This window comes from Veillonella sp. VA139, assembly GCF_003992005.1.
In the GTDB taxonomy this organism is placed as follows: domain Bacteria; phylum Bacillota; class Negativicutes; order Veillonellales; family Veillonellaceae; genus F0422.
Window position 1 is genome coordinate 34,599 of sequence record NZ_RQVL01000008.1, and the last position, 13,714, is coordinate 48,312.

Below are 13,714 nucleotides of genomic sequence, written 5' to 3' on the forward strand. Positions count from 1 at the left end.
TGCACTACTGCATGTACGGTAGCAGTTATCAATATACGATGGTAGATATAGGGAGGTGTAAGAATGAATTTATTTGAAAATATAGAGTCAATGGATCCCTTTGAACCATTGGCGGTACGTATACGACCTCGTTCGTTGGATCATTTCTTTGGGCAAGAACAAGTGGTAGGGCCGGGTACATTTCTTCGATCTATGATTGAAGAAGATAGGGTTCCTTCCTTACTGTTATATGGACCATCAGGAACGGGAAAGACTACATTGGCTAAAATTATTTCGGAGTTAACCAGCAGTCGTTTTGTCATGCTCAATGCGACCAATGTGGGTATTGGGGAACTTCGCAGTACTATTGAAGAAGCTATACGGATTCGTAATTCTTTGCAACAACGAACAATTTTATTCTTAGATGAAATTCATCGTTTCAATAAAAGTCAACAAGATGTATTGTTACCTTCCGTGGAAAGTGGTCAAATCATTTTAATTGGTGCCACCACAGAGAATCCTTTCTTTGAAGTGAATCGTCCTCTCTTATCTCGATTGCGCTTGCTTACCCTAGAACGATTAACTGCAACGGCATTAGTGGCCATCTTACGTCGTGCTTTAACAGATGAGGAGTATGGTCTAGGTAAGAAAGCATTGATTGTGACAGATGATCTCTTAGAGGATATTGGTCGCTTTGTAGATGGAGATGCCCGTATGGCTCTAAATATTCTGGAGCAAGTGGGAGCAATGGTTCGCTCTGGTGGAGAAATCACCATAGAAACTGTAGAAAAAGTACTAGGTCGACGAGTGTATCGATATGATAAGAAGGGGAATAATCACTATGATGTAATTTCTGCTTTCATTAAAAGTATGCGTGGTTCTGATCCAGATGCGGTGCTATACTATTTAGCTCGTATGATTGAGGCAGGAGAGGATCCTGTATTTATCGCACGACGCATCGTCATTTGTGCGGCAGAGGATGTAGGGCTTGCGGATCCACAGGCGTTGGTGGTGGCTAATGCAGCGGCCCAAGCAGCTCATATGGTAGGGCTACCAGAGGCGCGCATTATATTGTCCGAGGCCGCCTTATATGTAGCCTTGGTACCTAAGAGTAATAGCGCTTATGTAGGGATTGATGCAGCTATACATGCGGTACGCCATAAGGAACAAGGGGAGGTGCCGAAACATTTGCGTGATGCCCATTATGGGGGTGCTAAACAATTAGGCCATGGAGTTGGGTATCGCTATGCACAGGACTATCCTAATGGCTATGTGGTGCAACAATATTTGCCGGATGCATTGGTGGATGAGCAATTTTATAACCCTTTGGAACGTGGTCGTGAACGTGAACTTGTGAAAGACTGGGAAGACCGTAAACAATGAGGACTACCACGGGGGTAATGGTGTTGTTTTTGAGGATGTTCGATATACTTTCATAGGTGGAAATGGTATAATAAAGTGCTAAGGTATATGATAGAAACGGAATTTTGGAGTTGGAAATGGCAGAGGAAAAGAAAGGCAAGTCCTCACGAGGAGGGCAAAAGGTACAATCGAAACAATCTACTCCCCTAAAGGAAAGCAAACCAGGTAAAACAAAAAATGCCAAGACACAGGTGAAAGGTGTTCGGAGCGAAATTAAAGGCCTAGTTCTTATGGGTTTTGCTATACTAGCTCTTATCGGCATGGCTGGAGTGGACACTGGCATATGGGGTAGTATCATTAGTGGTATTTTTTCCTATGGGTTTGGCCTAGGCGGTTGGGTGGTAGCCCTATGGGTCCTCTATAATGGATGGTGCTGGTTATATAGAGGCTCTTTAGCTGCAATTACGAGAAAAGGACTGTTATATACGGGATTACTATTCGTTGTATTATTGCAACTAGTGTTATGGAAGGTAACTAGTGGCGATGAATTAAGTACCACAACTCTAGCAGAAAATGGTGGTGTAGTTGGTGGTCTATTAGGATCTCTATTTAGAAGTTTAGTAGGCGACATCGGTGGTATTTTACTATCCGCTATTATAGGTCTTGCCTGCGTACTAGGAATTACTAAATTGTCGCTCCGTGAAGGATTACATAAAGCGAAAGACAAGGCTAGTGTGGGTCTCGAAATAGCACAAGAGAAAGCAACGGAAACAGCTAGTGCTATTCGTGAGCAAGTGCATGAATGGCGAGAAGAACGCCGCAAAGCCTATGATCGGGAAAAAGATGCAAGGTACCCTAAAACAGAAGATTCATCTGATGAAATAGAAGTGGAAGCAGATGCGGTGATAGAAACTCAGGAGGCAATATCCCGTGCAACGGCGGTAGAAGTATCAGGAGCTAATGTAGTCGATGTAGAGTCTATGGAACCATCAGAGTCAATAATAGATACAGAAGAATTAGAAGCCATGGAGCCTAGTAAAGATGTGACTATTATGCAGCCTCCTATGGAAGACTATGAGGATGAAGAAGCGTATATTCCGGAGCCTCACATCCGTGAAGATGAAGTAGTAACGAGTACTTCTGAAGTAGAATCAGTAGTGGCCACTCCGATGTTTGAGAGCATAGAAGAAGCTACAGAGAATACATCTTTACAGGATACATCAGGAGAGATATATACTACAGATGTGGATGAAGAATCCTATGCAAGTGAAGAATCTACTAAGCTAGAGCCTATAACACCTCCATCATTTTTACAGACTCCAAGTTATGTAGAACCTTTGGTGGAAGTACCAACGATTGAAACAACGAAGGAAGATACAGCAGCGGTAGCTGTGAATACGGATGGAGTAGCTCGCCCTAGAACGATAGAAAAACCTTACCAATATCCACCGTTGACGATGCTTTCACAGGGGAAATCCAATCCTGTGACAAGTGAAGAAGTGGCACATAATGCGGTCTTGTTAGAAGAAACATTAGATAATTTTGGTATTACAGCGAAAGTGGTGAATGCTACACAAGGTCCAACGGTAACACGGTATGAATTAGAACCTGCAAAAGGGACAAAAGTAAGCCGAATTATGGGCTTACAAGATGACTTAAAAATGAGCTTGGCAGCCGTTGATATTCGTATGGAAGCGCCTATACCAGGAAAGTCTGCAGTAGGCATTGAAATTCCTAATAAAAATGTGTCTGCTGTTCATTTACGAGATGTATTGGACTGTGAGGAGTTCCAACAGGCAAGTGGTGGTATTCCGGTAGGTCTTGGTAAAGATATTGCGGACATGCCGGTGATAACGGACTTGGCTAAAATGCCGCATTTACTAGTGGCAGGTTCTACTGGTTCAGGTAAATCGGTGTGTGTCAATACATTGATTTCTAGCATCTTGTTTAGTCGTAAGCCAGATGAAGTGAAACTGATTTTGGTGGACCCTAAAATGGTAGAGTTATCCGTGTATAATGGCATTCCTCATTTGATGTTGCCCGTAGTGACAGATATGAATAAGGCTGCTGCAGTGCTTCGCTGGGCGGTCCGTGAAATGGATGCTCGCTATATGACATTGGCTACTGCGGGTGTACGTAATGTGGCAAGCTATAATAAACAAAACCCAACCAAAGCAATGCCATTAATTTTAATTATTATCGACGAATTAGCGGACTTGATGATGACCAATCCAGATGTGGAAGAATCCATTGACCGATTAGCCGCAAAAGCACGTGCCGCAGGGATTCATATGGTGTTGGCAACGCAACGTCCATCGGTGGATGTGATTACAGGCAAAATTAAAGCTAATGTGCCGAGTCGTATTGCTTTCACAGTGGCTACTCAAATTGATTCTCGTACTATTTTGGACCAAGCAGGAGCAGAACGTCTATTAGGTCGTGGCGATATGTTATTTAATCCTATAGGAGCGAATAAACCAATTCGTATTCAAGGGGCCTTCATTTCTGATGAAGAGGTGGAAGAATTGATTGCCTTTGTAAAAGGGCAAGGTCAGCCAGAATATGATGAAGTGATGATGGCAGAAACAGATAAAGGTGCTGAAAGTTCTGATGCGACGGACAGTGATGAGGAACAAGATGAATTGTTGGAACGAGCTGTACAAATTGTACTAGAACAACGTAGTGCATCAGCTTCTATTTTGCAACGTAGATTGCGAGTTGGTTTTTCTAGAGCCGGTCGTTTAATTGATACCATGCAAGATATGAAAATTATTGGACCTCCTACGAATAGTAGTAAAGGTCGCGATATTTTAATGGGAGAAGATCAAATTAGAGAACTATATTTCCCAAATTTTACAGTAGATTAGAGTAGTGTGCCATTTGCGTTATGTAGATGGCACCTATATGTATAGGAGGTTCTATGGCATCGATTGGCGAAGAACTTAGACGTGAGCGTCAACGACGCGGTTTAACATTAGAACAAATTGAAGATGTATTACATATAAAAGTAGCCTACCTACATGCCTTGGAGCATGATGAGTTTAGTCGTATTCCAGGTAGTGTGTACACCAAAGGGTTCATTAAAAATTATAGTGAACTACTGGGCTTAGATAGCCGTCGATTGGTGGATACTTTCAAAAATAGAATGGGTGAATCCTTGACGATTCCTAAACGCAGAATGGTGTCAAAAGAACAAGAGAAGGCTGATGCCTTTCGAGAACAGGAATTGATTGAGGCACCGAAACAACGGTTAACCTATGAAAGTCGCAAGGCAAAGCGACAAAAAACGATGATGATAGAACGATTTGTAGTAGGTGGTATTTTGTTGTTAATCATTCTATTTTTAGGTTGGCTATTTTTCGTGTAATACAGTATAAGGAATACTATGAAAGAACAATATTTAATTACTACAAAAGCAGAAATGGACGAACGAGGGTGGGCTGAACTTGATTTTGTCATTATCAGCGGAGATGCCTATGTGGATCATCCTTCCTTCGCTCCTACTGTAATTGGTAGATTATTAGAGTCCTATGGATATCGAGTCGGTATCATAGCTCAGCCAGACTGGAATGATGTGAATGCCTTTAAGGTATTAGGAAAGCCTCGATTGGCATCCTTAGTGACAGCAGGCAACTTAGATAGTATGCTCAATAAATTTACCGCAGCTAAGAAACATCGCCGTGATGATGGGTATTCTCCAGGGGGCGAATCTGGACGGCGCCCAGACCGAGCTACGGTGGTGTATGCGAATCGTATGCGGGAGGCTTTCAAAGGGGTTCCTGTTGTTATTGGAGGCATTGAAGCTAGTTTGCGACGATTTGCTCATTATGACTATTGGTCCGATACGGTGCGCCGCTCTATTTTGATGGATAGTAAGGCAGATGTCCTTATCTATGGTATGGGAGAAAAGCAAATCCGTGAAATCGCCGAAGCCTTAGATAAAGACCAATTACAAAAACGATTACCTGGAATCAAAGGGATTTGTTATGTTGCTAACACCGTGCCAGAGAATGCTATTGAATGCCCATCTTACGAAGCGATATCAGTAGATAAAGAAATCTTTGCTAAAGCCTTTAAAATGCAATTTGATGAGCAAGATCCATACTATGGGAAAACAGTGGTGCAAGGCCATGGTAATCGGTATATAGTGCAGAATAGTCCAGCCTTACCATTAACACAGGAAGAAATGGATCATGTCTATAGCTTGCCCTATACGAGAAAATGGCATCCTATGTATGATGCGGCTGGCGGAGTACCTGCTTTAGCAGAAGTACAGTTCAGCATTACTAGCCATCGTGGTTGTTTTGGTAGTTGTTCTTTCTGTGCTATTACAAGCCATCAAGGGCGAATTATTCAAAATCGTAGTCATCAGTCGATTTTAGATGAGGCTCACTGCATGACTACCATGGATGGTTTTAAAGGATATATTCACGATGTAGGAGGCCCTACGGCAAACTTCCGTCATGTTGCTTGCGATAAACAGTTGAAAGTAGGTGCTTGTAAGGGGAAAACATGTGCTGCGCCCAAAGCATGTCCTCAGTTAAATACGAATCATGATGACTATGTGAGCATTTTGCGAAAAGTACGTAATGTAAAAGGCGTAAAAAAAGTGTTCGTTCGCTCTGGGTTACGGTACGACTATGTATTGGATGATAATAACAAAGACTTCGTTCGAGAATTGTGCGAACATCACGTGAGTGGTCAATTAAAAGTTGCCCCTGAACATGTATCCGAGCATGTAACGACCATCATGGGGAAAGCCAATAAAAGTTACTTCTTAAAATTTAAATCTTGGTTTGATGAGGCGAATCGCAAATTAGGTAAACAACAATTTTTGGTGCCTTATTTTATGAGTTCTCATCCAGGCTGTACATTAGAAGATGCTATTGAATTGGCAGAATTTTTACGAGATCAAAATATGACTCCAGAACAGGTGCAAGATTTTATTCCTACCCCAGGTAGCTTATCCACAGCCATGTATTACACAGGAATCAATCCCCTTACAGGTGAGCCTGTGTATGTGGCTAAAAAAGGCAGAGATAAAGCGATGCAACGAGCCTTGATGCAATATAAACGAGAAGATAATTACGAATTAGTAAAAGAAGCCTTAATCAAAGCAAATCGTAGAGATTTAATCGGATTCGGTCCCTTATGCTTAATTCCACCGCGTAACATCAAACGAAATACGCAGAAATCTGATGGCAATAAAACTTCATTTAAAGGAGAACCCAAATTAGCATGTAGAAGAAAAGATTCTATACAATGGGAGCGACGTACAAATAGTGGTTCTAAAATTGGTATAGGAAATCGAAAAAATAAAGGTATGAAAAAAAGGAGTTTTGGTTAGGTATCTCTAATAGGTAAAGGAGGTGAATCTATGAAACGGTTACGATTGCTCATGGTGTATTTACTAGTAGTAGTAGGTATGTTTAGCGTAGGTTTGTGGCTTAATGATATGAAACAAGATCAAGTGGATCGACCTGTGATTTCTACACGAGCAGAAATTACTATCTATACAGATGGGGATCCTGAAGTTATGAGAGCTATTGGACAGGCTTACGAAAGAGAGGCACAAGTAAGAGTGCATGTTATCCCCATACCGCAGAACCAAATGGGTACACGGTTAGCTTTGCCAGAAGCAGAGCAACAAGGGGACCTTGTGATTTCTACAAAATCCAATCTCAGTGCAGGGGTTGAGCATGGAGCCTTTCGTAGATTGCCAGTTACCTTAACCCATGTGGTAGATACAGTATTCCACGGTCCGGATGAGCAATGGGTAGGGATATGGTATGATCCTTATGTGTTAGCCTTACACGATACCTTCTATAGCAGTCAGGGAAAATATGTAAATACTTGGTTTTCCTTAGCTTATACGGGCCCATGGCGTATAGCGGTTACTGATTTTGTAGCCGATGCATCGTCCACTACTTTATTGAATAGTTTCGGTGCTATCTATGGACTAGATGGTGCTATCTCCTATTTTGATAGTTTGCGGCCACGTATTGTGCAGTATGCAAAAGCCTTGCCATCTTCAGTGCGCATGGCTGCTATTGGAGATGTACAGGTCAGTGTAGGACATTATTCGGATGCCAAATTGTATGAGATTCATAAATATCCGTTGACCATTCTATATCCTAGGGAGGGTACTCCTTATGATTCGATGGGCGTAGGGATTTTAAAAGGATCCAGTAATGTTGGTGAAAGTGAAGCCTTTGTGAGTTGGCTACTTTCAGAACGGGTACAAGCTGTATTGAAAGAGGGGGATAGGTATTATTTGCCAACTAAAGAAACGGTGGAATCTCATAAAGACCGACAGGGCAATCATCTTGTGTTATGGAATGCAGAGATTGTGAAAGAAGAGCAAGATAAGATATTACAAGAATGGATACGACAAGTGCGTTTTAGAAAGGATACACCATGAGTAAGTTGTTAGGTTATATTAGTTTAGGTTGTGCCAAGAATTTGGTGGATACAGAGGTGATGCTAGGAGCTTTACAAGATAATGGCTATGAAATCACAGAAGAGCTAGAAAAAGCAGAAATTATTATTATTAATACTTGCACATTTATCGAGAAAGCAAAAGAAGAATCGATTAATACTATATTAGAGGCTGGTCAATATAAACAATATGGAGACTGTAAAGGTCTTATCGTAGCGGGCTGTTTAAGTCAGCAATACCAAGAAGAATTATTTACTGAAATTCCAGAAATTGATGCCCTCATTGGAACAGGTTCTTGGAATCGTATCATGGAAGCTGTGGAGGCTATTCAACAAGGTCAACGTATTTGTATCATGGATAGTATGACAAATATGTATGATGAAGGTATGCCACGGATGATGACGACACCAGACTACAGTGCATATGTAAAGATTTCTGAAGGATGCAATAATGGATGTACATTCTGTATCATTCCGAAAGTACGTGGGGCCTATCGCAGTCGATCTATGGAGTCCATTGAACGAGAAGTGCAACAGCTTGCAGAAGCAGGTGTGAAAGAAGTAGTTTTAATTGCTCAAGATACTACCTATTATGGAGCTGATTTGAACAATGGTACGCCGTTGCTTTCAGAGTTATTGAAACGATTGGCGAAGATTGAAGGCATCGAATGGATTCGTATGTTGTACTTGTATCCAAAACATTTTTCCGATGAATTATTGGAAACCATCATGACAGAACCAAAGGTGTGCAAGTATATTGATATGCCGCTACAGCATATTAATAACACTGTATTACAACGTATGAACCGTAAGGATACACGGGAAAACATTGTGACCTTGCTACATAAAATTCGGAATCGCAGTGAGCATATTACATTGCGCACATCCCTTATTGTAGGGTTCCCTGGAGAAACAGAAGAGCAATTCCAAGAGTTGGCAGACTTTGTCAAAGATATTCGATTTGACCACATGGGTGTATTTACGTACTCTCAAGAGGATGGTACACCAGCAGGTATGATGGATGAACAAATTCCAGAGGAAGTGAAAGAAGAACGATATCATACATTAATGGCCATTCAAGCACAAGTTTCAGAGGAACATAATCGTGACTTAGAGGGAACGATTCATCAAGGCCTAATTGAAGCCATCGATGAAGTAGAGCCGGGAAAATTTTTGGCTCGTGGACGTTTGCAAATGCAGGCTCCAGATGTAGATGGTAATATGTATGTAGAAGATGTAACAGGATTGTCTGAAGGCGATATTGTGACTGTAAAAGTATCACAAGGGTTTGCCTATGACGTAGTAGTAGAAACTGTATAGGATGGTGATAGCATGATCGTAGAATTAATCTCTACAGGATCAGAATTATTACTAGGACATATTGTCAATACAAATGTAAAATGGCTTAGCGAAGAACTGAACAATCGGGGCTATTCTGTGTCATATCAAACGACGGTGGGGGATAATCCTGAGCGTATGAAAGAAGTATTTCAACGAGCAGGGGAGCGAGCAGATATTGTGATCAGTTCTGGTGGCCTAGGTGCTACCCAAGGAGATATTACTCGAAAATCCTTGGCAGATGCGTTGGGATTGCCTTTGGTATTTCACGAAGAAGCAGGTCGAGAGGTGGATTCCTTTTATGAGAAACAAGGCAGGGTGAAACCTTATGAATCTGACCGAGATCGATATTTACCAGAAGGGGCAAAGGTACTACATAATCCAGTAGGCGTGGCACCAGCAGTGGTAGTGGAACAGGATCACACGGTATATATTTTATTACCAGGTCCTCCATCAGAATTACAAGGAACTTTTAAAGAAAGTGTGAGTCCCTTTTTAGAACAACGTTTTGGGCAGCAAGGGATGATTTATTCTGAACGGTATGCTGTGTATGGATATCGTGAAATGCAATTAGAGACTTTGTTGCAAGACTTGATTCAGAATCAGCAGAACCCCACTATAGCACTGCTAATCAAATCAGGGTACATTGAAATTCGCTTAACTGCAAAAGGCGAATCAAAAGTAGACTGTCAAGAGAAATTAGGTCCATGGAGATCTATCCTTTTAGAACGTTTGAAAGATATCCGTAGTTTAGATACATCGGTGTTGGAAGACTTTCACAAGATGGCCTTAGAAAAGGGGATTACCATTGGATCGGCGGAATCTTGTACAGGCGGCCTAGTAGGAAAAACATTGACTGACTTAGGTGGTAGCAGTGGATATTATCAAGGTGGTATTATTTCCTATGCGAATACGGTGAAAGAACAAGTATTAGGCGTATCATCAGATACATTGGCAGCATATGGTGCTGTCAGTGAAGAAACGGCTACAGAAATGGTTGAAGGTGTATTTCGTGTGTTATGTACAGACTATGCCATTGCGACCACAGGAATAGCCGGCCCAGGTGGTGGCAGTGAAGAAAAACCAGTAGGTCTTGTGTATATTGGTATTGGTACACCACGAGGTATTACTGTACATAAAGAGATATTTATAGGGAATCGTACTAGTATCCGTAAGAGTGTAGCGGAACGAGCGATTCAATATGTTTATAAAGAATTAATAGAAAGGTAGAACAATGGCAAAGGATAAAGCAAAAGAAGCAGCAGTTGATATGAAAAGCGGATCTCAAGAAGATCGTATGAAAGCCTTAGAGGGGGCTTTAAAACAAATTGAAAAAGATTTTGGTCAAGGTGCGATCATGCGCATGGGCGAAGCGGCAGACAAAATGAATATTGAAGTCATTTCTACAGGCGTGCTGGCTTTGGATCTGGCGGTCGGTGTAGGTGGATTCCCTAGAGGCCGTATTATTGAAATCTATGGACCAGAATCTTCTGGTAAAACTACGGTGGCTTTACATGCAGCAGCAGAAGCACAACGTAATGGTGGTGTTGTTGCCTTCATCGATGCGGAACATGCCTTAGACCCTGTATATGCGAAAAAATTAGGTGTAGATATTAATAGCTTATTGATTTCACAACCAGATAATGGTGAACAAGGGTTAGAAATTACAGAGGCCTTGGTTCGCTCTGGTGCAGTAGACTTAATCGTTGTGGACTCTGTAGCGGCATTAACACCTAAAGTAGAAATTGACGGTGAAATGACAGATGCTCACGTTGGGGTGCATGCACGTTTAATGAGTAAAGCATTGCGTAAATTAACGAGCTCCATCAGTAAAACTAGAACGGTTATTATCTTTATTAACCAATTGCGTGAAAAAGTAGGTATCATGTTCGGCAACCCAGAAACCACAACAGGTGGTCGTGCTTTGAAATTCTACTCTACGATTCGTTTAGACGTACGTAAAGGAGAAGCCTTAACAGCGGCAAAAGAACATGTAGGTAACCGTACGAAAGTAAAAGTTGTGAAAAATAAAGTAGCCCCTCCATTTAAAGTAGCAGAATTTGACTTGATGTTTGGGGAAGGCGTTTCCTATGAAGGTACATTGATTGACATCGGCGCGAATATTGAAGTCATCAAAAAATCTGGCGCTTGGTATTCCTATAACGGAGAACGCATGGGTCAAGGTAAAGAAGCTGCCAAAGTATTCTTGAAAGAAAACCCCCAAATTGCTCAAGAAATTGACTCTATCATTCGTGATACATTAGCAGCAGAACCATTAAATGTACTTGGTCATGATGAAGAAGTGGATGAAGTAGCAACTACTGAAACTGTGGATATGGAATAATGGCATTTCGTACATCGAAAGAAGAGGAGTGGACATTTGCATCAGCTATGGAGCAAGCTTTGCGTTTATTAGGGCCACGGTCCTTAAGCACCCTAGAGTTAAGGCGTAAATTGTCGCAACGTTCTGTGCCTAGTGAACTTATCCAAGATGTAGAGGAAAAACTTATATCCTTATCGTATTTAGATGATGAAGAATTGTCAGAAGAAGCCCTGCGTGCCTATATGGAGGCAGAAAAGTATAGCACCTATTACATTCGTGAAAAAATGCGCGAACGAGGACTTGATGTATCTTGTGCGTTAGATGACTATGATGAATGGTCGGTAGCTGTGAAGTTGTTAGAGCAACGCTTTCACATATCTGATGAGGAACAGTTAACCGCTATTGAAGATGGTGAAGAAGATAAGTTTAGTAAGAAAAAAATAATTTATTTTCTGAAGAATCGTGGATTTGGTGTGAGTACAATTCAATCTATCTGTTATGAATGGAGCCCATACTTAGAGTAGGGGCTTTGTCTTGACATTCCACGGTGTATGAACTAAAATTAAAATAGCCTTAATAATAAGCAAAATAAAATTTAAAAGCAAAATGGGCGAGAAACCGGGGAAGCGGATGTATCGACTTCTCCTTTTTTATGCAAGTGGGAGGTGAACACGATTTTAGAATACAGCATTATTGCCGTAGTCATGGTATTAATTGGTCTTGGAGTAGGCTATGTATTGCGCCGCAATATTGCAGAAGGTAAGCTAAACAAAGCGGAAACAGAAGCTGCACGTATTGTTGCTGATGGAGAGCGCTTAGCAGAGTCTAAGAAAAAGGAAGCGTTACTGGAAGCAAAAGAAGAAATTCATAAATTGCGTGCTGATGTAGATAAAGAAAATCGCGATAGACGTAATGAATTGCAACGTCTTGAACGACGAATTTTACAAAAAGAAGAGCAATTAGACAAAAAACTAGACAGTATTGAACGCAAAGAAGAGTCCTTGCACCATAAGGAACGCAATCTAGAAAAAGCGGAAGAAAAAATCGAAGCATTGCATCAACAACAAATGGATGAGTTAGAACGCATTTCTAGCTTAACCTTTGAGGAAGCAAAGCAAATTTTACTAACAAAAGTAGAACAAGAAATTCGTCACGACACTGCTGTGATGCTTAAAGATTTTGAGCAACAAGCAAAGGAAGAGGCGGAAAAGAATGCTAGAGAAATTATTTCTATGGCTATTCAGCGATGTGCAGCTGACCATGTAGCAGAATCTACAGTATCTGTTGTAACATTGCCAAATGATGAGATGAAAGGTCGTATTATCGGTCGTGAAGGACGTAATATTCGTGCGTTAGAAACGTTGACAGGTATCGACTTAATTATTGATGATACACCAGAGGCAGTTATTTTATCTGGATTTGATCCGATTCGCCGTGAAGTAGCACGAATTGCCTTAGAAAAACTCATTGTAGATGGACGTATCCATCCAGCTCGTATCGAAGAAATGGTTGAAAAAGCACGCCGTGAGGTGGAAAACACAATCAAAGAGGCTGGTGAACAAGCTACATTTGAAGCCGATGTACACGGTTTACATCCAGAAGTGATTCGTACGCTTGGTAGATTGAAATATCGTACAAGTTATGGACAGAATGTATTAAAACACTCTGTGGAAGTATCTCATTTGGCAGGTATGATGGCAGCGGAATTAGGTTGCGACGTAGTATTGGCCAAACGAGGCGGTTTATTACATGATTTGGGCAAAGCCTTAACACATGAAATTGAAGGATCTCACGTAGAAATTGGTGTAGATCTTGCTAAAAAATATCATGAAAGTGCATTGGTACAAAATTGTATTGGCGCTCATCATGGTGATGAAGAGTTTAAATCTGTAGAGGCTGTATTGGTAGCGGCAGCAGATGCTATTTCTGCAGCACGACCAGGAGCTAGACGCGAAACATTAGAAAATTATTTAAAACGATTATCTAAGTTGGAAGAAATCGCTGAATCTTTTGAAGGCGTTGAAAAATGCTTTGCTATCCAAGCAGGTCGAGAGATTCGCGTTATGGTAAAACCAGATAAAGTGGATGATGTGGAAGCGAACTTGTTAGTGCGGGACATCATTAAACGAATCGAAAATGAATTAGAATATCCAGGACAAATTAAAGTTGTGGTTATTCGTGAAACACGAGTCGTAGATTACGCGAAAAAATAGTCTACATAAGTGGTTGGAGCGGCCTTTGGCTGCTCTAACTTCTTTTTTTTCACACTATATA

The 13,714-nt window shown here is 41.2% G+C and carries 10 protein-coding genes; all 10 read left to right on the forward strand.

Annotated features, from left to right (window positions below):
- The first annotated feature begins 63 nt into the window (after nucleotides 1-63).
- The 10 genes from EO125_RS04330 to rny all read left to right on the forward strand — a co-directional run bounded on the left by EO125_RS04330 (nucleotide 64) and on the right by rny (nucleotide 13,653).
- Nucleotides 64-1,362, forward strand: a complete 1,299-nt coding sequence (locus tag EO125_RS04330) for a replication-associated recombination protein A (protein ID WP_127147824.1) — start codon at nucleotides 64-66, stop codon at nucleotides 1,360-1,362.
- Between the two features lie 116 nt (nucleotides 1,363-1,478).
- On the forward strand, nucleotides 1,479-4,208 hold the full coding sequence (locus tag EO125_RS04335) for a DNA translocase FtsK (RefSeq protein WP_127147825.1): 2,730 nt from the start codon (nucleotides 1,479-1,481) through the stop codon (nucleotides 4,206-4,208).
- 53 nt (nucleotides 4,209-4,261) lie between these two features.
- A complete protein-coding gene (locus EO125_RS04340; protein ID WP_062400958.1) occupies nucleotides 4,262-4,708 on the forward strand; it encodes a helix-turn-helix transcriptional regulator in 447 nt (148 codons plus the stop codon).
- Between the two features lie 18 nt (nucleotides 4,709-4,726).
- Nucleotides 4,727-6,688 carry a YgiQ family radical SAM protein gene (locus EO125_RS04345; protein WP_127147826.1) on the forward strand — a complete coding sequence of 654 codons (1,962 nt, stop codon included), beginning with the start codon at nucleotides 4,727-4,729 and terminating at the stop codon, nucleotides 6,686-6,688.
- A gap of 30 nt (nucleotides 6,689-6,718) precedes the next feature.
- Complete coding sequence (locus EO125_RS04350) at nucleotides 6,719-7,762, forward strand: ABC transporter substrate-binding protein (protein ID WP_127147827.1); 1,044 nt, start codon at nucleotides 6,719-6,721, stop codon at nucleotides 7,760-7,762.
- Nucleotides 7,759-9,099: a 30S ribosomal protein S12 methylthiotransferase RimO gene (rimO, locus tag EO125_RS04355; RefSeq protein WP_127147828.1), complete on the forward strand. Its 1,341-nt coding sequence runs from the start codon at nucleotides 7,759-7,761 to the stop codon at nucleotides 9,097-9,099. The genes EO125_RS04350 and rimO overlap by 4 nt, the downstream gene beginning before the upstream one ends.
- 12 nt (nucleotides 9,100-9,111) lie before the next feature.
- Nucleotides 9,112-10,347, forward strand: coding sequence for a competence/damage-inducible protein A (locus tag EO125_RS04360; RefSeq protein WP_127147829.1), 1,236 nt, complete (start codon nucleotides 9,112-9,114; stop codon nucleotides 10,345-10,347).
- A gap of 4 nt (nucleotides 10,348-10,351) precedes the next feature.
- Nucleotides 10,352-11,461 (forward strand): recombinase RecA, encoded by a 1,110-nt coding sequence (recA, locus tag EO125_RS04365; RefSeq protein ID WP_370447288.1) that lies wholly within the window; start codon nucleotides 10,352-10,354, stop codon nucleotides 11,459-11,461.
- Nucleotides 11,461-11,964, forward strand: coding sequence for a regulatory protein RecX (locus EO125_RS04370; RefSeq protein ID WP_127147830.1), 504 nt, complete (start codon nucleotides 11,461-11,463; stop codon nucleotides 11,962-11,964). The genes recA and EO125_RS04370 overlap by 1 nt, the downstream gene beginning before the upstream one ends.
- Nucleotides 11,965-12,105: 141 nt before the next feature.
- The gene (gene rny / locus EO125_RS04375) at nucleotides 12,106-13,653 is read left to right on the forward strand and encodes a ribonuclease Y (RefSeq protein WP_255416568.1); all 1,548 of its coding nucleotides are present in this window, start codon (nucleotides 12,106-12,108) and stop codon (nucleotides 13,651-13,653) included.
- Nucleotides 13,654-13,714: the final 61 nt, after the last annotated feature.